Below are 20121 nucleotides of genomic sequence, written 5' to 3'. Positions count from 1 at the left end.
GCGCGCCGGGACCGGTGCGTGACGGGACGTGACCGCCGTCGGACGGGAGGCGCGTGGCGGACACGGCCACGCGCCTCCCGTCCGCGGTCAGTCACCCTTGACGTTGACGACCTGCCGCAGCGTGTGCCGGATCGCGACCAGGTCGGCGGCGTCCGCCATCACCTGGTCGATCGGCTTGTACGCCGCGGGGATCTCGTCGAGGAACGCGTCGGTGTCGCGGTACTCGATCCCCGCCATCGCCTCGCGCAGCTGCTCGTGCGTGAAGGTCCGCCGGGCAGCGGACCGCGAGAACAGGCGTCCGGCCCCGTGCGGCGAGGACTCGAGCGAAGGCTTGTTGCCGAGCCCCTCGACCACGTACGACGCGGTGCCCATCGACCCCGGGATGAGGCCGGGCTGCCCCGCCGTCGCCTGGATCGCCCCCTTGCGGGACACCCACACGCTCTTCCCCCAGTGCGTCTCGCGCTGCGTGAAGTTGTGGTGGCAGTTGATCCGCTCCTGCTCGTCCACGGGCTGCCCGAGCACCTCGGACAGCTGCCGGACGACGCGGTCCATCATCTCCTCGCGGTTGAGCAGGGCGAAGTGCTGCGCCCAGCGGAGCTCGGCGATGTACCGGTCGAACTCCGGCGTGCCCTCGACGAGGTAGGCCAGGTCGGGGTCCGGCAGCTCGATCCACCAGCGCTGCATCATCCGCTTCGCGACCGCGATGTGCCGCTGGGCGATCTTGTTGCCGACGCCCCGCGAGCCGGAGTGCAGGAACAGCCAGACCCGGTCCTGCTCGTCGAGCGAGACCTCGATGAAGTGGTTGCCCGAGCCGAGCGTGCCGAGCTGGTTCCGCCAGCCGCCGTGTGCCCCGGCGGGGTCGAAGCCGGCGGCCTCGGCCATCGTCTCGAGCTCGGCGATCCGCGGCTCGGCGGTGGCGACGACCTTGCGGTTCGACGCTCCGGCCGACAGCGGGACGGCGCGCTCGATCTGCTCACGCAGCGGCTGCAGGTCGCTCGGCAGGTCGGCCTTCCCGAACTGTGTGCGGACCGCGATCATGCCGCAGCCGATGTCGACGCCGACGGCTGCGGGCATCACCGCACCGAGGGTCGGGATGACGGAACCCACGGTGGCGCCGAGCCCCAGGTGGGCGTCGGGCATCAGTGCGAGGTGCGGGAACACGAACGGCATGCGGGCCGTCGTGCGGGCCTGCTGCTCGGTGTTCTCCTCGAGCATCGAGGCCCAGCTGAGCAATCGGTCGGTGATCTTCTGCACGGTGTTCGTCCTTCGTCGTGACGGTCGACGACGGCCGGGTGGCCGTCGGGGTGACGGTCCGGGGCGGACGGGTCCTGCGCCTCCGACTCCGGTGCGGTGCACCTGTGGAGGAACGACGGGATGGACGCCCCGGGCCGGGTGGGCACGGGACGTCCGAGGACGGCGGCGTGCCTACGCGGGTTCGCGGAGGGACTGGTTCGCGTACTGCAGCGCGGGCAGCACGACGAGCGCATCGAGCTGTCGCTCGGTGCGGCTGCTGTGTTGCTGGGCGCGCATCGCGGTCCTTCCGTGGGTGCCCGGGGCGGGCGGCCCTGCCCGTCGGGCAGGAGGACCGACAGTAGTGCGACACGCCCGGGCTGCACAAGTCGCCCGGGCGTGTCGCGCGCATCGCGGTACCGCTGGCGTCCGTCGGGGCGGTCCCGCCTGCACAGCCGGGAGGCACGGCTCACCCGTCCACAGCGGGGTACGTCCTGCTGATGGTCGGCACGTCCCTCCGTGCAGGCTGGTGGTATGACCGAGCGCACCCGCGACACCCCCGACGCGAACGACAACGAGGAACGGACCGACGGCTACGTCCCGCTCCGTTCCTACGGAGCGATCGGTGACGGCCGCACGGTCGCGCTCATCGCGCGCGACGGGCGCATCGACTGGCTGCCGATCCCCTCGATGGACTCGTCGCCGGTGTTCGCGAGCATCCTCGACGCCGAGCACGGGGGACACATCGCGCTCCGTCCCACCGGTGACGCGAGCGTGGAGCGCGAGTACCTGCCGGGCACGAACGTCCTCGTCACGACGTGGACCACCGAGAGCGGCTCCTGCACGGTCACCGACGCGATGGTCACCGGGGTCGCCGGCCGCCTGCCGTGGGCGGAGATCGGCCGGTGCGTGCAGGGCGTCTCCGGCACGGTCGAGATGGAGTGGGCGGTGGTCCCCGGCACCCTGCTGAACACGGCGGAACCACGTCGTATCGACACGGCCAACGGCACGGTGATCGGCATCGACGGCGTGACGATCGGCATCGTCCAGCACGGCTTCGAGCCCGTCCACGACGACGGGCCGCGCTTCTCCGGACGCTTCACCACGAACGAGGGGTCGAAGTCGATCCTGACGATCGTGGGCACCGAGAACGAGCCCATCTTCATGCCCGAACCGGAGCGCACGCTCGACGCGGTCGACCGGACGATCGAGAACTGGTCGACCTGGTCGGAGACCTTCTCGTACGACGGGCCCTGGGCCGACGCCGTCCAACGCAGTGCGCTCGCGCTGAAGCTGCTCATCTACTCGCCCACGGGGGCGATCGCGGCGGCACCGACGACGAGCCTGCCCGAGGACCGCACGGGCGGCAAGAACTGGGACTACCGCTTCGCCTGGGTGCGCGACCTGTCCTACACCGTGCACGCCCTCACGCGGTTCGGGCTCCGCGAGGAGACGCACGCCGCGGTGTCCTGGGTGATGCGCACCATCGCCGAGCACGACGAGACCATGCCGATCTTCTACGAGCTCGACGGCTCGAAGACCGACGGCGTCGAGGAACGCGACGTCCCCGGGTGGAAGGGCATCGGCCCTGTGACCATCGGCAACCGTGCCGGCGACCAGCTGCAGCTCGGCGTCTGGGGCGACGTCTTCGAGATCCTCCGCCAGTACGTCGCCGCGGGGAACGTGCTCGACCGGCAGACCGCTGCGGTGCTCGAGCGGCTCGCGAACGACGCCTGCCACCGGTGGGAGGAACCGGACTCCGGCATGTGGGAGCTGACGGACACGCAGCACTACGTGTCGAGCAAGATCGGCTGCTGGCAGGCCCTCGACGCCGCGGTGGAGCTGCACGACAAGGGCATGATCGACGGGCCGCGCGACAAGTGGATCGAGAACCGCGAGCTCATCGAGCAGTGGGTCGCCGAGCACGGGTGGGACGAGGAACGCGGGTACTACGTGATGTACCCGGGGTCCGACGCCCTCGACACGTCGATCCTGCTGCACGCGATGTCGTCGTTCGACCGCGGCCCCCGCATGGCGTCGACCATCCGCGCCATCGAGGCCCAGCTGCAGCGCGGCCCGCTGGTCTACCGGTACTCCGGCATGGACCAGGAGGAATCGCCGTTCGTCGCGTGCTCGTTCTGGCTCGCGGCGGCGATGGCCTGCACCGGCCGGGTGGACGACGCCCGGGCACTGATGGACGAGATGGTGGCGCAGGCGAACGACGTCGGGTTGTTCAGCGAGATGCTCAGCGCCGAGGACGGCGCCTTCATGGGCAACATCCCTCAGGGGCTGTCGCACCTGGCACTGATCCAGGCCGCGCTGACGATCGAGGAGGTCGCGGCCGAGTCCTGAGCGGGCGGCAGAGGCGGGCGGATCGGGGCATCCCGTCACCCGTCAGGCGGGCACGCGATCCGCTCAACCCAGGGTGATCGCGACGAGGCCGGCCACGCCGACCAGGTAGAGCACGACCACGACGAACGAGTCGACACCCATGCCGATGATCCGCCGCCTCGGTCGGAACACCAGGCCGACGGCGTAGACGAGGGTCAGCAGCGCGGCCAGCGCGGTCAGGTACACGTCGCTCGCGTTCGCCTGCGGGAGCACGGCCCTGCCGGAGAGCACCGTGGCGACGAGGAAGAGCACCGGCAGGAAGGCGTTGCCGCCGAAGATGTCCGACACGGCCAGGTCGTCGTCGCCCTGCCGGACGGCCTGGATGCCGGTGGAGATCTCCGGCAGGCTCGTGGCGAGGGCCAGGACCGTCGCGCCGAAGAGCACCCCGGAGAGCCCGATCTGCTCCGATGCCGCGTCGCCGGCGCGTTCGAGCACCACACCGGCCACGAGCGTCGCCAGGGCGGACACCGTGAAGACGATCGCCGCCTTCCGCGTGCTCATCCGGGGCGGGTCCTGCTTCCGGGTGCGGTGTCCCGCGGTGTGCGGCGAGGCGTCCGGTGCACGTCCGCCCTCGTGCCAGGGCAGCCCCTTGCCGGCGCGCTGCACGAGCAGGAGACCGACGACCCAGATGGTCGCGATGAGCACCACGTCCGGCGTGAGACGAGCGACGACGAGGTCCGGCGGCAGCTGGCTCCCCGCGACGACGACGGCGAGCACCGCCACGACGACGATCGCCTCGAGCACGAGGGTCAGCGACGCAGCGCGGTGTGTCAGCGGTCGCACGCCTTTGCCGCGCTTGCCGAACGCGTCGAGGATCGCGATCACGACCGTCTGCAGGGCGATGCCGCCGAGGATGTTGCCCGCGGCGACCTCGATGTTCCCGGACAGCCCGGCGCTGACGGTGATGGCGATCTCGGGCAGGTTCGTCGCGACGGCGAGCACGATGAGGCCTCCGAGCGCGCTGCCGAGGTGCAGCCGGGCGTCGAGGACGTCGGTGGTCTTCGAGAGCTGGATGCCCGCGACCCAGATGACCGCGGCACCGGCCACGAAGACCACGACGAGCAGCCAGAGCGGTAGCGATCCCATGCCCTCGACCGTGGACCCCATCTGCCGGGACCGCTCCGAGGCACGCGTCGAGCGGCTCAGCCGCTCCGTCGGACGGGGAGGTCGTCCCCCGCTGAGCACACCGTCGGGGGTGCGGCGCATGATGGCCGGGCGATGAACGACGTCGACGCACGCATGGACCGGCTGCGACGAGCTGCCCGGTACCGGTACCAGCAGCTGGTGGACAGCGAGATCGAACGCGGCTCCCTCGACCCGGACGAGGTCCGTGAGGAACGACGTCTGCTCCGACTGCAGGACGTCGAGCGCCACGCGCGCGCCCGCATCGAGGAGGCCGAGCGCCGCGGGGTGTTCGAGGGCAACCCGTACCATGGCAAGCCGCTGCCGGGGAACGACGGACGCCACGACCCGGACTGGTGGATCAAGGCGAAGATCGAGCGGGAGGACATCCGCGGCATCGCTCCGCCCGCGCTGGCACTGCGCACCGAGGACGTCGAGCTCGACGACCACCTCGACGCCCTCACGACCGAGGACGACGTCCGCGCGGTCCTCGTGGACTTCAACGCCCGGGTGAAGGAGGCCCGGCGGCAGCTGCTCGGCGGGCCGCCGGTCGTCACGCCGATGCGCGACGTCGACGCCGAGGTGGGGCGCTGGCGCGAGCGGCGCGACGCCCGTCGCGCTGCGGACGAGCGGACTGCCGCCGATCGCGCGGCTGCGGAGCAGGCGGCACGGCCGCGGCGGTGGTGGCGGCGCGCCTGACGTGCGGTGCGCGACCGCGTGCGGTGCGCGATCACCTGACCGGCCGTCTCGCGGACCGCGGCCGACGACGAGGAGGCGGGTCGCGCCTCCAGACCGGGTGCCGGTCGTCCCGATAACGTGCGGAAGGCGCCGTCCCCGTGGTCGGGGGCGGCGCCTTCTCGTGGTGGTGCTGGTGCGGGTCGTGCCCGCGGAGGTGTTGCTTGACCGGTGCTTACTTGATCTGGGCGGTGATGGTGGCGGTGCCGACGAGGAGGCCGGCCTTGACGGCGTCGGTCTTGAAGGTCTGGTTCAGCAGGCCCGCAGCGTCCGAGGACACGTGCACGGTGGTGCCGGTCAGGATCGCGTTGTCACCCTCGAGCTGCAGCGGCTTCAGCGTGCCACCGTGCAGCGAGAACAGGTACGCGTTCGACGCGGCGACCTGACCGTTGACCAGGACGTCACCGTAGAGCTTGGACGAGCCCGGGTTCACCACGAAGTTCTCCAGCGTCACCGTCGTGTCACCGGCCTTGAGCGTCAGGCCCGAGTCGTCGTGGTCCAGCAGACCCTGCACGTAGGGGCGGTAGTTGCCGTCCGGCGACCAGTACGTGACCGAACCGGCGGTGATCGGGAACGACACCGACCCGTTCTCGAGCTTGGCGTTGCCGGACACACCCGGGGTCAGCCCCAGCGAGGTCAGCGCGTCGGTGAAGCCGGAGTCGAGCGCGACGGCGGTGTTGCCGCCCTTGACCTCCGGCACCGACGCGACCGGGGCCGGGATCTTCGACGACGAGGACGAGACCGTGTGCACGTTCGGGGTCGCAGCGTTCGCGGTGCTGATGCCGAACGCGGCACCGCCCAGGACGAGGGCGCCGGTGGTGGCGAGGGTGATCGAGGTCTTCATGGACTTGCGCATGATGGTTCCTTCCGTTGTCGCGCTCGGCGCGATTCCCTGAGTGCGCGCCGAACACACCCCGAACAGGGGTGGAGAACCAGCTACCTGCGGCTGGTGAGCGCTCCGGGTGTTTCCCGGCTTGTGACAGTGTTTCGACGCCCTCGTCGGATCGGATTGGACGAAGTTCCTGGGGAGATCCTGTCCCCCACTCCGTAGCGTGAGGGCATGGCCCCCGCACACATCCCGAGCACCGACCGGATCCGGGCGATCGACGCCTGGTGGCGTGCCGCGAACTACCTGACCGTCGGGCAGATCTACCTGCTCGACAACCCGCTGCTCACCCGCCCCATCGACCCGGACGACGTCAAGCCGCGCCTGCTCGGGCACTGGGGCACCTCGCCCGCGCTCAACCTCGTCTACGCGCACTGCAACGCGCTCATCGCCGAGACCGACCGCGACCTGCTCTACGTGTGCGGTCCCGGGCACGGCGGTCCCGCGATGAACGCCAACGCCTGGCTCGAGGGGACCTGGGGCGAGCTGTACCCCGACATCACGCCGGACCCCGAGGGCCTGCGGAAGTTCTTCCGGCAGTTCTCCTTCCCCGGCGGCATCCCGTCGCACGCCGCTCCGGAGACGCCCGGCTCGATCCACGAGGGCGGCGAGCTCGGCTACTCCCTCGCGCACGCGTACGGCGCGGCCCTCGACAACCCGGACCTCGTGGTGGCCTGTGTCGTCGGCGACGGCGAGGCCGAGACCGGACCGCTGTCCGGGTCGTGGCAGGCGCACACGTTCCTCGACCCGGTGTCCGACGGTGCGGTGCTGCCGATCCTCAACCTCAACGGCTGGAAGATCGCGAACCCGACGATCCTCGCCCGGATCCCCGACGAGGACCTCACGGCGTACTTCCGCGGCCTCGGGTACGACCCGATCGTCGTCGACTCGGCACGGGTCGACCACGACCCCTTCGCAGTGCACGCGCTGTTCGACGGCGCGCTCCGCCGCGCCCTCGCGAGCATCGACGACATCCAGGCCGCGGCGCGTGCGCAGGCGCAGCGTGCCGCAACCGGACAGCCGGCAGGCGCAGCCGACCTGCGTCCGCGCTGGCCGATGATCGTGCTCCGTACCCCGAAGGGCTGGACCGGCCCGCAGGAGGTCGACGGTGAGCGCGTCGAGGGCACGTTCCGAGCCCACCAGGTCCCGCTGCCCGCGGTCCGCGAGGACGCCGGGCACCGCGAGCAGCTCGAGGAGTGGATGCGGAGCTACCGTCCGGACGAGCTCTTCGACGCCGACGGCCAGCCGACCGGCATCCTCACGACCATCCGCCCGCAGGGCGACCACCGGATGAGCGCCACCCCGCACGCCAACGGCGGGCGCATCCGCACGGCGCTCGACCGTCCACCGCTCGAGCCCTACGCGGTGCCGGTCGGAGAGGACGCCAGCTCGACGGCGACGCTGGGCCCGTGGCTCGCCGAACTCACCTCGCGCAACGGATCGTCCTTCCGCCTGTTCGGCCCGGACGAGACGATCTCGAACAAGCTCGACGCCGTGTTCGACGTCACCTCGCGGGTGTGGCGGGCGCGCCGGGCCGCCGGCGACGAGCACCTCGGCGCCCGCGGCCGGGTGATCGAGGTCCTGTCCGAGCACCTGCTCGAGGGCCTGCTCGAGGGCTACGTCCTGAGCGGCCGCCACGGCCTGCTGAACACCTACGAGGCGTTCGCGCACATCATCGACTCGATGGTCGGTCAGTACGCCAAGTGGCTCGAGTCGTCGACCGACATCGACTGGCGCGCTCCCGTGTCGAACCTGTCGATCCTGCTGTCGTCGCACGTGTGGCGGCAGGACCACAACGGCTTCTCGCACCAGGACCCGGGGTTCCTCGACGTCGTCGCCTCGAAGCAGCAGGACCTCGTCCGGATCAAGCTGCCGGCGGACGCGAACACCCTGCTCGCCGTCGCCGCGCACGCCTTCGAGACGACCGACCGGATCGAGGTCATCGTCGCGGGCAAGCACCCGGAGCCGGTGTTCCTGTCGATCGAGGACGCCGTCGCACACGCCGCGGCCGGGCTGGGCGTCTGGGACTGGGCGGGGACCGAGCAGGCCGTCGGTCGCGCGGACGTGCTCCTCGCGAGTGCCGGCGACGTGCCGACGGTGGAGGCCGTCGCGGCCGCGGACATCATCCGGAAGCACGCTCCCGAGGTGGGGGTGCGCTTCGTCAACGTCGTGGACCTGCTGTCCCTCGGCGACCCGCGGAAGCACGAGCACCCGATCAGCGACGAGCGCTACGACGAGGTCTTCCTCCCGGGCACCCCGACGGTGTTCGCCTTCCACGGCTACCCCTCGCTCGTGCACCAGCTGACGTACCGCCGGCACGGGCACGACGACCTGCACGTGCACGGCTTCCTCGAGCAGGGCACGACCACGTCGCCGTTCGACATGCTCATGCTCAACGAGATGGACCGCTTCTCGCTGGCGCACGACGCCCTGTCGCGGGTCGACGCCGACGCGCACGCTGACCTGCTCGCGAAGCTCACCGAGGCGCGGGACGCCGCGCGGACCTTCGCCTACACGAAGGGCGAGGACCACCCGTCGCTGTCGGGCTGGGAGTTCCGGGGCTGGCCGCAGGACGGGCCGACCGACGGCGGGACCGGGGGCGACCCGGGCGCCGGCGAGACGGAGGGCGCAGCGCCCGGCAATTGACCCCGCGCGACGCTCGGCTCTTCCTGTCCGCTCTTCCTGCGCGCTCTTCCTGCGCGCTCTTCCTGCACAGCCTGGAGGCACTCCGCACCGTCCACAGGACCGGTCACGCCCGCCGCGTGGCCGGTCCTGTGCTGTGAGGCTCGACGCATGGACGTCGGATGGGTGAGCGCGCTGGTCGCGCTGGTCGGCGCTGCGGTGGCCGCAGCGAGCGTCGTCGTGACCGTGGTCGAGGGGCGGCGGACGCGGCGGAATACCGAGTTCTCGGTGCACCGGGACCTCTGGTGGCAGCGTTGGACGTGGGTGGTCGAGCGGGCGCTCTCACGAGACCCGGTCGACCACGACGTAGCGGCGCTCATGACCTACGCCCTGGCGACCCGCTCGTGGGCCACCCGCGATGACGAATGGGTCCTGACGGAACTCGAGAAGGCGGAACGACGGCGCCTCCGGAGACGGGGCACGGCGAAGGAGGACGAACGAGATGATCACGGATGAGCCCGACGACCTGTTCGAGCGTCGACTCGCCAGGGTCGAGCGAGCTGTCAGGAACCTGCTCGCGGACCCGCACTACGGCCCGCTCGTCGAGCCGGAGGGGCGGCTCGAGCTGCTCGAGGACCTCCGGCAGGAGTGGCGGGAGCGCCAGGAGCGCGCCCGTCGCCGAGCACTCGAGCACGAGACCGCGAGCACGGAGAGCTGACGTGCCAGGCTGGGCACGTGCAGGACCTCGTCATCCCCGCTCCGGACCAGCCCTCGCTGCCGACCACGACCGGCGGGCGGTTCCCCGTCCGTCGCGTGTACTGCGTCGGCCGCAACTACGCGGCGCACGCGCGCGAGATGGGGCACGACCCGGACCGCGAGCCGCCCTTCTTCTTCTCGAAGCCCGCGAGCGCACTGGTCACCGACGGCGCCGACACCCCCTACCCGCCCGGGACCGATCGACTCGAGCACGAGGTCGAGCTCGTCGTCGCGCTCGGCCGCAGCGGGTCCGACGTCCCCGTGTCGGATGCCCTCGACCTGGTGTGGGGCTACGGCGTGGGGATCGACCTGACCCGGCGCGACCTGCAGGCCGAGGCGAAGCGGCTCGGCCGTCCGTGGGACCTCGCGAAGGGCTTCGACGCCTCGGCTCCGGTGGGCAGCCTCGTCCCGGCGGCAGGCATCGACCCGACCGCGGGCGCGATCGAACTCCGGGTGGACGACGAGGTCCGGCAGTCGGGCGACCTGGCGGACCAGATCTGGTCGGTCGCCGAGACGATCGCCGAGCTCTCCCGCTGGGTGACCCTCGCGCCCGGGGACCTGCTGTTCACCGGCACGCCCGACGGCGTCGGGCCGCTGCAGCGCGGAGCGGTCGTCGCGGGTGCCGTCGACGGGGTCGGGGCGGTGACGACCCGGATCGTCTGACGCACGAGCGCGGCCCTCCCGGCGCGGCCCCGCTCCCCGGGAGGATCGTCTCCCGGCATGGGCACGCACCCGGTGCTGGAACGCGCCGCTGGGAGCGCCCGCAGCCGTCCGGCGTAGACACGTCGGTGACGTCGGGGGACCATCGACGTCAGACCACGGGACACCGCGAGCGTGCTCGACGCCGAGCGCGCCGGGGACGTGTGCGTGTCCCGACCGAGGAGGTGCGCCGTGCAGGAACACGACCTGCTCGCGACGTCCTGGACCTGGGCGGGCGACGAGCCGATCGCCGACCGGGTCCGAGCCGTCGGGGATGCCGGGTTCTCCGGTCTGTCACTGTCGCTCGACGACCTCCACGAGGTGCGCGCGACCACCGGGTTCCCGGCTCTGCGCCGGGTCCTCGACCGCGCGGGGATCGTCTGGCTGCAGCTCGGACCCCTCGACCGCTGGTGGGACCACGACGGCCGCTCGACCGACGCCGAGGCCGACCGCGGGGTCGTGCTCGAGGCCGCGGCCGCCCTCGGCGCCTGGCAGGTCGTCGTCCGCGCCGACACCGGCGTCCACCCGGTCACACCCGCGGCCATGACGGCGGACTTCACCGACCTCGCCGCGCAGGCCGAGAAGGTCGGAGCCCGACTCGTCCTCGAACCGGAGCCCTGGTCGAACCTGCCCACGATCGAGCGGGCGTCCCGCTTCGTCGCCGCTACCGGGCACCCGAACGCCGGTCTCCTGCTCGACGCCATGCACACGCTCCGCGGCGGTTCGACCCTGGCGTCGATCGCGCAGGGGGTCGCGCCCGGCGTCCTCGCGGCGGTGGAGCTCAGCGACGGGCTGCTGCACACGCCGTCCGGGCTGACCCTCGCCGAGGAGTCCCGCACCGCGCGGCACCTGCCGGGATCGGGCGCCTGGGACCTCCCCGGCCTGGTCCGCGTGCTGCGGAGCCTCGGGCACGAGGAACCGTGGGGTGTCGAGGTCCGGACGGCCGCGCACCGCGCGATGCCCCTGACCGACGCGCTGCGGACCGCTGCGGCCGCCACCCGGGCCGTGCTCGACGCCGCGGACGCGGTCGACGAGCCCGCCGCACCGGCGATGCCGACCACACCGGCCCCGACCTCCGCCGTCGACTTCGACGGCACCGCGCCGGTCGTCGGACGACCCGTCCCCCGCTCCGACGCGGGTACAGGCGCGCCCGCGTAGCGTCGACCGCATGACGGATCACGCAGCAGACGACGACCTCCTCCGGCGCTCGCAGGAGTCCATCGACGACGCCAAGGCAGCAGCCGCCGAGGTCGACCTGCCCGAGCAGGAGGACCTGATCGACGAGGACCTGCCCGCCGCCGACACGGCGGAGCCCGCAGACGGCCCGGCGCCGGCCGCCTGAGCAGGTCGAGCCATCTGACCGGTCAGATCGTCGACCCGACCGACCGACGCGAACCGAGAGGCCGTCCGGGAGCCGCGCTCCCGGACGGCCTCTCGTCGTCAGGCGCACCTCCGCAGCAGGTACGCGGAGGAAGTTCGGACATCGACGTGACGATTCCCGGACTCGACTCGTCACACCAGTGGGTCCCGGAACCGTGGGGGTTCCGGATGCCCGGGCCGTGGGTGTCCCGGGCCCTGGACGCGCCGTGGTCGGTCACCACCCTGATCGCCGGCCACGGTGCATCGACGGCGGTCCGTGCGTCCCCTGATCCGGCGCACGGGCCGCCTTCCCACGAGGTGGATCGCAATCGGCACGCTCACGACTCGCGGACGACGTCCCCGGGGTCCTTGTCCTGCCGCCACCCACGCCACGACGGCTGCCGGAGCCGACCGTCGGCGGTCCACTCGGCGAAGACGACCTCGCCCACGCGCCGCGGCGTCACCCAGTGTGCGTCGCGGGCATCCGGCCGCGGCACGTCGACGAATGGCGAGGTCTTGCGCTCGGCCCTCCCGAGCAGTGCGCCGATCTCGTCGAGGTCGCGGTCGCTGAAGCCCGTCCCGACCCTGCCGACGTACTCGAGCCCGTCCGGTCCGGGGATCCCCAGCAGCAACGACCCGACTCCCCCGGCCCGCCGCCCGCTGCCGGGCCGCCAGCCTCCGACGACCACCTCCTGCGTGGCGTGGTGCTTGATCTTCACCCACGCCTCGGAGCGGCGCCCCTCGGCGTAGCGCGACGACCGCTTCTTCGCCACGACGCCCTCGAGCCCCCGGTCCCGCGACTCCGCCACGGCGTGGTGCAGGTCGCCCTCGACCGCCGGCGGCACGTCGATCGCCCCGCCCGGGTCGACGACCGTCACGAGCGCTTCGCGCCGTGCGTCGTAGCCGAGCCGGGTCAGGTCGTGTCCGTCGGCCTCGAGCACGTCGAAGAGCAGCAGGCGGACGGGCGTGCGTCGCCGTGCGGCATCGACGTCGCGGGCCCTGGTCAGCCCCATGCGGTCCTGCAGCCGGCTGAACGACGGACGCCCGTGGTCGTCCAGCGCCACGACCTCGCCGTCGAAGACCCCGTCGACCCCGGCCCGCTCGCCGAGTTCCTGCAGCTCCGGGTACTGCGCGGTGAGGTCGTTGCCGTTCCGGCTCCGCAGGGTGACCCGACCGTCGCGCACGGTGGCGAGGGCACGGACCCCGTCCCACTTCATCTCGAAGGCCCAGGCCGACGGGTCGAGGCGCGGCTCCCCGCGCACCGGGCTCGCGAGCATCGCCCGCCGCTCGCCGGGCGGCGTCGCCGAGGGTGCGGTGCGCTCGATCCGCCGACGCTCCGCAGCGGTCGCTGATCGGGAGGCCCGCCCGCCGCCCGCTCCGCCGCTGTCGTCGGCGAGACGGTCGGGTTGGTCCTTCGTGCGGTGGATGAGCCAGTTCTTCTCGTCGCCGGCGCTCCCGCGCCCCCGACCCCGGCCGCGGGTGTGCAGGAGCGCGAGCCGCCGGGCGCCGCCGGTCCGCCCGTGCAGCGTGACGATGACCTCCTCCCCCTCGCGCCACTTCTCGAGCTCGTAGGTGCCGTCGTCCCAGATCGTGACGGTCCCGCCGCCGTACTCGGCCTGCGGGATCGTCCCCTCGAACGAGCCGTACTCGAGCGGGTGGTCCTCGGTCTGCACCGCCAGGTGGTTCTTCCCGGGGTCGGTCGGCTCGCCCTTGGGGAGCGCCCAGCTGACGAGCACGCCCTCGTGTTCCAGCCGGAAGTCGTAGTGGTCACGGGTGGCGTGGTGCTCCTGGATCACGAAGGTCGGGGTCCCGTCCCGCCGGACCGTCGGCGCGCCCTCGGGCACCGGCTCCGGCGTCTTCGTCGCGTCGCGCTTGGCGCGGTAGACCGCGAGGCGGTCGCGAGCCGGCTGCTCGGCCTCGTTCGCACGCTGGGTCCGGTCGCTGTCCCAGTGACCGTGGTCGGTCCTGCCCACCGCCAACGAGGCGGAGGCGACCGGGTGCAGGAGGTCGCCGTGTGCCTCCAGGCGGTCGAGGACCTCCTCGAACTCCAGCTGGGCGAGGCCGCGCTCCTCGAGCTCCCGCCAGGTCCGCGGTGCCGCGACGGTCGGCCGGTCACGGCCGCGCAGCGAGTAGGGCGCGATCGTCGTCTTGTTGCCGTTGTTCTGCGACCAGTCGACGAAGACCTTGCCCCGGCGCTCCGCACGGCTCATCGACGACAGCACCAGGTCTCGCAGGTCCTGCTCCAGTGCCCGGGCGAGCTCGTGCGCGACATCGGACACCTGCGTCGTCGTGGCACGCCCGTCGAGTGCCGCGTACAGGTGGATGCCCTTCGAGCCGGACGTCACCGGGTACGGGTCGAGGCCCATGCCGTGCAGGATGTCGCGTGCGGCGAGCGCCACCTCGACGCACTCCGGCAGCCCCACGCCCTCGCCCGGGTCGAGGTCGAGCACGAGCCGGTCGGGGTGCTGCTGCGCTCCGCGGGGACCGAAGCGCCACTGCGGGACGTGCAGCTCGAGCGCCGCCTGCTGCGCCATCCACACGAGCGTCGGCAGGTCGTCGACGATCGGGTACTCGGTGTCGTGCTCCTTGTGCGCGATCGTGTGGTGACGGACCCAGTCGGGCGCGGAGTCGGGCAGGTTCTTCTCGAAGAAGACCGTGCCCTCCACACCGTTCGCCCAGCGCTTCCGGGTCACCGGGCGGTCCTTCACGTGCGGGATCATCCACGGCGCCACGCGCTCGTAGTACTCGATCACCCGCCCCTTGGTCGTGCCCGTCGCCGGGTAGAGCACCTTGTCGGTGTTGGTGATCGCGATGCGGCGGTCGCCGACGAGGACGGTGGTCCGCCGCGCAACGGGACTCACAGCGCGACCCCGGTCGCTCCCGCCACGGTCAGGGTGCTGCCGGACGTGTACGACGACTCCGGACCGGCGAGGTGGACGTAGGCGCTGCCGAGCTCGACGGGCTGCGCCGGGCGACCGAACGGGGTGTCCTGGCCGTAGGCGGCGATCTCGTCGCCGGGGTAACTGATCGGTTGCAGCGGCGTCCACACCGGACCCGGTACGACGCAGTTCGCCCGGATGCCCTTCGCCGCGAGCTGCCGGGCCAGGCCGTTCGTGTAGGTGATGATGGCGGACTTCGTCGCGGCGTAGTCGATCATCCGGTCCTGCGGTTGGTACGCGGACACCGAGCTCGTGGTGACGATCGCACTGCCGGGCGCCATGTGCGGCACGGCCGCCCGGACCAGCCAGAACATCGAGTAGAGGTTGACCTTCATCGTGCGGTCGAAGTCCTCGGTGGACTGCTCGGTGACGTCCTCGTGCACCTGCTGGTGTCCGGCGACGAGCACGAGTGCGTCGAGCCCGCCGAGCTCGCTGACGGCGTCGCGCACGAGGGTGTCGCAGAACGCCTCGTCGGTCAGGTCGCCCGGCAGCAGCACGGCCTTGCGCCCGAGGTCGCCGACGACGTCGCGCACCTGTTCGAGGTCCTCGCGCTCCTCGGGTAGGGCGTTCAGGGCGACGTCCGCGCCCTCCTTCGCCATCGCGATCGCCGCCGCGCGGCCGATACCCGAGTCGGCACCGGTCACGAGCACCCGGTACCCGGGCATCCGCCCCGTGCCGAGGTACGTCGTCTCGCCGTGGTCGGGCGCGGGGTCCATCGCGCTGGCCAGCCCGGACCCCTGCTGGGTCTGCGGCGGGAACGGCGGCCGGGTGTACTGCGAACGCGGGTCCTGCTTGTCGAGCTGGCTCATGGGCCCATGGTGCTCGTCGCGGCGGCACGGCGGCTCAGGACCGGCGCTCCCGTGGACAGGTCGAGCCGGCGACGGAGCTGTGCAGGAGCAACGGCGCCGTCAGACCGTCGGTCGCGCCGGTGTGGCGAGCAGCTGCTCCGCGCCGACCCGGTCCCCGCGCCCCTGCACCAGGGTGGCGACCCCGAGCACGGCCCAGACGACCACGACCCCCCAGTCGCCGCCGTTCCCCGTCGTCGCGATGACCGTCCACAGCGGCACCAGGCAGAGGAACATCCACCCGCTGCTCCGTCGCCGACGCGCGTCCGTCGCCCACTGCCGCACCCGGGGTCGCCAGACCGTCTCCGGCACCTCCGGGGGCACACGGCCCTCGTCCACCCACCGCCGCGTGGCCACGACCGCGGCTCGACCGCCCCGGCGCGACCACGACCAGACCTGGGCGGCGGGGAGCACGACCGCCAGCGCGAGACCGAGCACGACGACCGCGACCCACGGGACCGGCCGAGGTTCCAGCACGAAGAACACCGCCGGAGCGACGGCCCCGCCGACCGTCAGGGCGACGAGCTGCCACCACCCCGCAGCGTCGATCCGGTCGTCGTCCGCAAGAGCGGATCCGTTCGTGGCCTCGGTGCCGTGTTCCCCCGTCATGGGCGGCACGATACGCCCTCCCACGTCGTGTGCGGCTGTCCATCCGCCCGGAACTGAGGGCTCTTCGCCGCATCCGCGGGCATCATGTGGCCATGAGGTCGATCTGGAAGGGCTCCATCGCGTTCGGGCTCGTCAACGTGCCGATCAAGGTGTACGCGGCGACCGAGACCCACGACGTCTCCCTGCACCAGGTCCACGACGAGGACAAGGGTCGCATCCGGTACAAGCGCGTGTGCGAGTTCGGGCACGAGGTCGAGTACGCCGACATCCAGCGCGCCTACGACGACGGCGAGAAGACGGTGGTGCTGACCGCGGACGACTTCAAGCAGCTCCCCGAGGAGCAGTCGCACGAGATCGAGGTCCTCGAGTTCGTCCCCGTGGACCAGGTCGACCCGATGATGTTCGAGAAGTCGTACTACCTGGAGCCGGACTCCCGCTCCCCCAAGGCGTACGTGCTGCTCCGCGAGACGCTCGCGAAGACCGACCGGCTGGCCGTCGTGCAGTTCACGCTCCGGCAGAAGACCCGGCTCGGCGTGCTCCGGGTGAACGACGACGTCATCCTGCTGCAGGGGCTGCTGTGGGGCGACGAGGTCCGGGCAGCCGACTTCGCTGCGCTCGACAAGTCGGTGAAGGTGAGTGCGAACGAGCTGAAGATGTCGTCGTCGCTCGTCGAGAGCATGTCCGCCGACTTCGACCCCGACCGCTACACGGACTCCTACCAGGAGGAACTGCAGCAGCTCATCGACGCCAAGCTCGAGGCGGGCGACGACGTCGACACCTCGGAGACGTTCGGTGAGCGCTCCGAGGACGAGGATGCCGACGAGGGCGGGGACGTCATCGACTTGATGGCGGCCCTCCGGGCCTCGGTGGACAAGAAGCGGTCCGGCTCGTCGGGATCGTCGCGGTCGTCGTCCCGGTCCTCGTCCCGGTCTGGAGGCTCGGGGTCGCGTTCGTCGTCCGGCTCGCGCTCGTCGTCCGGATCGCGCTCGTCGTCCGGTTCCGCTGGTGCGGACGGTGACGGGGACGCGACGGCGGGGACGAAGAAGGCGCCGTCGAAGAAGGCGCCGGCGGCGAAGACCGCCGCGGCGAAGTCGACCGCGAAGAAGACCTCTACGAAGAACACCCCTGCGAAGAAGACCCCCGCGACGAAGTCGACCGCGAAGAAGCAGGCGAGCTAGCCGTCGCGTCTCGTTCGGCGGAGCGCGAGCGGGATCGACACCCAGAGCGCTGCGGTCCCGAGGAACACGACCACCCCGCCGACGATCCCCCCGACGTCCCCGATCATGACGTCGAACACGAACAGCACCGTGCCCGAGAACAGCAGCGCGCTCGCCGCGAGCGCCGCGATGAGCAGCGCGTTGCCCGCCCGGACCAGGTCGTGCTTCTGGCGCTGCCGGAACACCAGGCGGTGCGCTGACACGGCGGAGAGCGCGACCACCGTGATCACCACGGCGAGCGCCACGAGCACGAGGTAGACGACCTCCTCGCTGGTGCTGAGCATCGTGAAGCGCTGCTGGAACGGTAGCGTCAGCAGGAAGCCGGCCAGGATCTGTGTCCCGGTCTGCACGATGCGGAGCTCCTGCTGGATGTCCGACCAGTTCCGGTCCCACCGCTCGGTCGGGGTCTCGTGCCGACCGCGCTCGGTGTCCTGTGCTGCACCGCTGACGTCGCTCATGTGCCGAACCTACTGTCCCGCACACCCTCCACCGTCACGAGTCGGAAACAGGACTGCGCGAGACTGTCCGTATGACTCCACAAGAGCCAGGGAGTCTGCAGTCGTCATCCGTGACCGCAGGCCCGCCCGTCACCGTGTCCATCACCCGCCTGGTCGAACCCGACCGCATCCCCGACGCCACCGCCTGGGTGCAGTCCGGCGTCAACCTGGCGAACCGCTACCCCGGCTTCCTCGGCTCCGGATGGGTCCGCTCCCACGCCACCAGTCGGGAATGGCACATGCTCTACCGGTTCGCCGACCACGAGCAGCTCGCCACGTGGGAGAACTCCGACGACCGGCTCCGCTGGCTCGACCAGGGGCGCGACCTCGTGGTGGAGTCCCGCGTCGAGAAGCGCACCGGCATCGAGGGCTGGTTCGACGCCCCGCAGGACGCCCCTGCATCGAGCGCCCCGCCGCGGTGGAAGCAGGCGGTGAGCATCTGGCTCGGGTTCTTCCCGGTGAACCTGGCGTTCACCTACCTGGTCGGCTGGCTCGTCCCGGCGTTCGGGCACCTCGCCGTGCTGCCCCGCGTGCTGATGACGACGCTCGTGCTGACGCCGATCATGACCTTCTGGGTGCTGCCGTTCGTGACGAAGCTCATCCGCCCCTGGCTCCTCGCCCCGCCGCGTTCCCGACGCTCAGCCCAGGTCTGAGCCCGGGGCCGAGAGGACCGCGGCGAGCACCCCGCCGAGCACGAACACGACGACCACCGTGGCGAGGAGCCAGACGAGCCCGAGGAGGTGCTCGCCGGCTGCCCTCCACAGCGAGTCCTCCGCGGCGGGGACCAGCGCTCGCGTGCGGCCTGTGTCGGCAGGACCGAAGGGGCTGAGGACGACCAGCGCCCGGCACCGCCGATCGAGCACGAACAGGCCGTGCGTGGTGCCGACACCGCTCCAGACACGGAACCGGACGACGAACGCCCCCGTCAGCCGCACGCGACGTGTCCCGAGGACGGTCAGAGCACGCAGGTCGTCGCCGTCCCGTCGGACCGTGGACGACGGCGCGGCGAGTCCCGCGAACCACTGCCACCCGATCCCGAGGACGAGTGCGCAGAGCAGTGCGGCGTTCGGGAGCGCCGCCCGTGGGGATCCGTCCTGATCGAACCCGAAGCGCTCCCAGCCGGGGCGGTCGACCGCGGCCAGCACGATGACGAGCACCATGACCACGACGGCGCCGCGCGTGACCCACAGCCCGACGCGCACCCAGGTCGGACCGAGCGCGAACGACGTCGGCGCCTCCGGAGGCGCATCGGCGGCGTGCCGGGCCACGTTCAGCCGAGCACCGAGAGCTGGTCGAGCCGCTCGAGGATGACCCCCTCGCGCAGGGCCCACGGGCAGATCTCGAGCGCCGGCAGGTCGAAGATGTCCAGGCACGCCTCGGCGACGAGCGCTCCCGGCACGACCTGGTGCGCCCGGCTCGGCGAGACGCCGGGCAGCTCCGCCAGCTGCCCGAGCGACATCGTCAGCAGCGACGGCAGCCGCTCGCGGAGCACCGCGCCGTCGAGCGACCGCGGCACGAGCGGTCCCGCAGCCGAGGGCGCGGCGCCGCAGATGCGGGCGATGGAGCGGAACGTCTTCGAGGTCGCCACGGCACGGTCCGGCCTGCCCGCACGGAGCAGCAGGCCGGCGTCGCGCGCGATGGCGACGCGGATCTCGTGGCGGATGCGGCGGACGTCGTCCTGGGAGGGCGTCCCCGCGGCGAAGTACTGGCGCGCGAGTCGAGCGGCACCGATCGGCATCGACCATGCGACGTCCGGTGCCTCGTCCGCGCCGCCGGCGATCTCGAGCGAGCCACCGCCGATGTCGAACACGGCGAGGCGTCCGGCGGACCACCCGAACCACCGCCGCACGGCCAGGAACGTCAGGCGTGCCTCGTCCTCGCCGGACAGCACCGCGAGCTCGACGCCGGTGCGCTCCTCGACGTGGTCGAGCACCGCGTCGGAGTTCACCGCGTCGCGGACGGCCGAGGTCGCGAAGCCGAGCATGTCCTCGCACCCGCGTTCCTCGGCGACGCGGACGGCGTCCGCTACGAAGGTCGTGAGGGCGTCGACACCCGCGGGCGTCACGGCGCCCGAGTCGTCGAGGTGCTCGGCGAGCCGCAGCGGCTGCTTGAACGACGAGGCCGGCAGCGGCGCGGCCCCGCCGTGGGCGTCCACCACCAGCAGGTGGCCGGTGTTGGACCCGATGTCGAGGACTCCGACGCGCATGCCCCCAA

At 72.0% G+C, this 20121-nt stretch carries 19 protein-coding genes; 10 read left to right on the top strand and 9 right to left on the bottom strand.

Annotation, left to right across the window (positions count from 1 at the left end; genetic code table 11):
- Nucleotides 1-87 precede the first annotated feature (87 nt).
- Nucleotides 88-1254: an RtcB family protein gene (locus C1N91_RS01415; protein WP_137766288.1), complete on the bottom strand. Its 1167-nt coding sequence runs from the start codon at nucleotides 1252-1254 to the stop codon at nucleotides 88-90.
- 510 nt (nucleotides 1255-1764) lie between these two features.
- On the opposite strand from C1N91_RS01415, the gene C1N91_RS01410 reads away from it, so the two are divergent.
- Nucleotides 1765-3582 carry a glycoside hydrolase family 15 protein gene (locus tag C1N91_RS01410; RefSeq protein WP_137766287.1) on the top strand — a complete coding sequence of 606 codons (1818 nt, stop codon included), beginning with the start codon at nucleotides 1765-1767 and terminating at the stop codon, nucleotides 3580-3582.
- 63 nt (nucleotides 3583-3645) lie between these two features.
- Here the strand turns inward: C1N91_RS01410 and C1N91_RS01405 are convergent, their stop codons facing one another.
- Nucleotides 3646-4707 (bottom strand): sodium:calcium antiporter, encoded by a 1062-nt coding sequence (locus C1N91_RS01405; protein ID WP_137766286.1) that lies wholly within the window; start codon nucleotides 4705-4707, stop codon nucleotides 3646-3648.
- Between the two features lie 132 nt (nucleotides 4708-4839).
- On the opposite strand from C1N91_RS01405, the gene C1N91_RS01400 reads away from it, so the two are divergent.
- The gene (locus C1N91_RS01400) at nucleotides 4840-5442 is read left to right on the top strand and encodes a J-domain-containing protein (RefSeq protein WP_137766285.1); all 603 of its coding nucleotides are present in this window, start codon (nucleotides 4840-4842) and stop codon (nucleotides 5440-5442) included.
- 211 nt (nucleotides 5443-5653) lie between these two features.
- On the opposite strand, the gene C1N91_RS01395 is transcribed toward C1N91_RS01400, so the two are convergent.
- Entirely contained in the window at nucleotides 5654-6334 is a 681-nt protein-coding gene (locus C1N91_RS01395) for a hypothetical protein (protein ID WP_137766147.1), read from the bottom strand.
- A gap of 204 nt (nucleotides 6335-6538) precedes the next feature.
- Between C1N91_RS01395 and C1N91_RS01390 the strand changes: the two genes are divergently transcribed.
- From C1N91_RS01390 to C1N91_RS16525, 6 genes are all read left to right on the top strand, one after another.
- Nucleotides 6539-9010 (top strand): phosphoketolase family protein, encoded by a 2472-nt coding sequence (locus C1N91_RS01390; RefSeq protein ID WP_137766284.1) that lies wholly within the window; start codon nucleotides 6539-6541, stop codon nucleotides 9008-9010.
- 147 nt (nucleotides 9011-9157) lie between these two features.
- Complete coding sequence (locus C1N91_RS01385) at nucleotides 9158-9502, top strand: hypothetical protein (protein WP_137766283.1); 345 nt, start codon at nucleotides 9158-9160, stop codon at nucleotides 9500-9502.
- Nucleotides 9489-9704, top strand: coding sequence for a hypothetical protein (locus C1N91_RS01380; protein WP_137766282.1), 216 nt, complete (start codon nucleotides 9489-9491; stop codon nucleotides 9702-9704). Before C1N91_RS01385 ends, C1N91_RS01380 begins: the two co-directional genes overlap by 14 nt.
- A 17-nt stretch (nucleotides 9705-9721) precedes the next feature.
- The gene (locus C1N91_RS01375) at nucleotides 9722-10405 is read left to right on the top strand and encodes a fumarylacetoacetate hydrolase family protein (RefSeq protein WP_137766281.1); all 684 of its coding nucleotides are present in this window, start codon (nucleotides 9722-9724) and stop codon (nucleotides 10403-10405) included.
- Nucleotides 10406-10633: 228 nt separating this feature from the next.
- Nucleotides 10634-11599 carry a sugar phosphate isomerase/epimerase family protein gene (locus C1N91_RS01370; protein ID WP_137766280.1) on the top strand — a complete coding sequence of 322 codons (966 nt, stop codon included), beginning with the start codon at nucleotides 10634-10636 and terminating at the stop codon, nucleotides 11597-11599.
- Nucleotides 11600-11609: 10 nt separating this feature from the next.
- A complete protein-coding gene (locus tag C1N91_RS16525) occupies nucleotides 11610-11783 on the top strand; it encodes a hypothetical protein (RefSeq protein ID WP_175415851.1) in 174 nt (57 codons plus the stop codon).
- A 355-nt stretch (nucleotides 11784-12138) separates the two neighbouring features.
- Here the strand turns inward: C1N91_RS16525 and C1N91_RS01365 are convergent, their stop codons facing one another.
- From C1N91_RS01365 to C1N91_RS01355, 3 genes are all read right to left on the bottom strand, one after another.
- A complete protein-coding gene (locus C1N91_RS01365; RefSeq protein ID WP_137766279.1) occupies nucleotides 12139-14661 on the bottom strand; it encodes an ATP-dependent DNA ligase in 2523 nt (840 codons plus the stop codon).
- Nucleotides 14658-15548, bottom strand: a complete 891-nt coding sequence (locus tag C1N91_RS01360) for an SDR family oxidoreductase (RefSeq protein WP_137766278.1) — start codon at nucleotides 15546-15548, stop codon at nucleotides 14658-14660. The genes C1N91_RS01365 and C1N91_RS01360 overlap by 4 nt, the downstream gene beginning before the upstream one ends.
- A 99-nt stretch (nucleotides 15549-15647) precedes the next feature.
- The gene (locus C1N91_RS01355) at nucleotides 15648-16193 is read right to left on the bottom strand and encodes a hypothetical protein (RefSeq protein WP_137766277.1); all 546 of its coding nucleotides are present in this window, start codon (nucleotides 16191-16193) and stop codon (nucleotides 15648-15650) included.
- A gap of 92 nt (nucleotides 16194-16285) precedes the next feature.
- Here C1N91_RS01355 and ku point away from each other — a divergent pair, with 92 nt between their 5' ends.
- Nucleotides 16286-17371, top strand: a complete 1086-nt coding sequence (gene ku, locus C1N91_RS01350; RefSeq protein ID WP_137766276.1) for a non-homologous end joining protein Ku — start codon at nucleotides 16286-16288, stop codon at nucleotides 17369-17371.
- Here ku and C1N91_RS01345 read toward each other — a convergent pair.
- On the bottom strand, nucleotides 17368-17868 hold the full coding sequence (locus C1N91_RS01345) for a DUF6328 family protein (RefSeq protein WP_137766275.1): 501 nt from the start codon (nucleotides 17866-17868) through the stop codon (nucleotides 17368-17370). The genes ku and C1N91_RS01345 overlap by 4 nt on opposite strands.
- A gap of 71 nt (nucleotides 17869-17939) precedes the next feature.
- On the opposite strand from C1N91_RS01345, the gene C1N91_RS01340 reads away from it, so the two are divergent.
- Nucleotides 17940-18560, top strand: a complete 621-nt coding sequence (locus tag C1N91_RS01340) for an antibiotic biosynthesis monooxygenase (protein WP_137766274.1) — start codon at nucleotides 17940-17942, stop codon at nucleotides 18558-18560.
- Here C1N91_RS01340 and C1N91_RS01335 read toward each other — a convergent pair.
- Both C1N91_RS01335 and C1N91_RS01330 read right to left on the bottom strand, forming a co-directional pair.
- On the bottom strand, nucleotides 18546-19175 hold the full coding sequence (locus C1N91_RS01335) for a hypothetical protein (RefSeq protein WP_137766273.1): 630 nt from the start codon (nucleotides 19173-19175) through the stop codon (nucleotides 18546-18548). The genes C1N91_RS01340 and C1N91_RS01335 overlap by 15 nt on opposite strands.
- A gap of 2 nt (nucleotides 19176-19177) precedes the next feature.
- Complete coding sequence (locus C1N91_RS01330; RefSeq protein ID WP_137766272.1) at nucleotides 19178-20113, bottom strand: Ppx/GppA phosphatase family protein; 936 nt, start codon at nucleotides 20111-20113, stop codon at nucleotides 19178-19180.
- Nucleotides 20114-20121: the final 8 nt, after the last annotated feature.

Source organism: Curtobacterium sp. SGAir0471, assembly GCF_005490985.1.
Lineage (GTDB): Bacteria > Actinomycetota > Actinomycetes > Actinomycetales > Microbacteriaceae > Curtobacterium.
Note: the sequence above shows the minus strand (reverse complement) of the source record. Positions and strands in the feature narration are given on the sequence as shown.

Excerpts from the sequence above, each read along its gene's own strand:
- C1N91_RS01410 (WP_137766287.1), top strand. The coding sequence starts at position 1,765 with ATGACCGAGCGCACCCGCGACACCCCCGACGCGAACGACAACGAGGAA.
- C1N91_RS01405 (WP_137766286.1), bottom strand. The coding sequence starts at position 4,707 with ATGGGATCGCTACCGCTCTGGCTGCTCGTCGTGGTCTTCGTGGCCGGT.
- C1N91_RS01400 (WP_137766285.1), top strand. The coding sequence starts at position 4,840 with ATGAACGACGTCGACGCACGCATGGACCGGCTGCGACGAGCTGCCCGG.
- C1N91_RS01395 (WP_137766147.1), bottom strand. The coding sequence starts at position 6,334 with ATGCGCAAGTCCATGAAGACCTCGATCACCCTCGCCACCACCGGCGCC.
- C1N91_RS01390 (WP_137766284.1), top strand. The coding sequence starts at position 6,539 with ATGGCCCCCGCACACATCCCGAGCACCGACCGGATCCGGGCGATCGAC.
- C1N91_RS01385 (WP_137766283.1), top strand. The coding sequence starts at position 9,158 with ATGGACGTCGGATGGGTGAGCGCGCTGGTCGCGCTGGTCGGCGCTGCG.
- C1N91_RS01380 (WP_137766282.1), top strand. The coding sequence starts at position 9,489 with ATGATCACGGATGAGCCCGACGACCTGTTCGAGCGTCGACTCGCCAGG.
- C1N91_RS16525 (WP_175415851.1), top strand. The coding sequence starts at position 11,610 with ATGACGGATCACGCAGCAGACGACGACCTCCTCCGGCGCTCGCAGGAG.
- C1N91_RS01360 (WP_137766278.1), bottom strand. The coding sequence starts at position 15,548 with ATGAGCCAGCTCGACAAGCAGGACCCGCGTTCGCAGTACACCCGGCCG.
- C1N91_RS01355 (WP_137766277.1), bottom strand. The coding sequence starts at position 16,193 with ATGACGGGGGAACACGGCACCGAGGCCACGAACGGATCCGCTCTTGCG.
- ku (WP_137766276.1), top strand. The coding sequence starts at position 16,286 with ATGAGGTCGATCTGGAAGGGCTCCATCGCGTTCGGGCTCGTCAACGTG.
- C1N91_RS01345 (WP_137766275.1), bottom strand. The coding sequence starts at position 17,868 with ATGAGCGACGTCAGCGGTGCAGCACAGGACACCGAGCGCGGTCGGCAC.
- C1N91_RS01340 (WP_137766274.1), top strand. The coding sequence starts at position 17,940 with ATGACTCCACAAGAGCCAGGGAGTCTGCAGTCGTCATCCGTGACCGCA.
- C1N91_RS01330 (WP_137766272.1), bottom strand. The coding sequence starts at position 20,113 with ATGCGCGTCGGAGTCCTCGACATCGGGTCCAACACCGGCCACCTGCTG.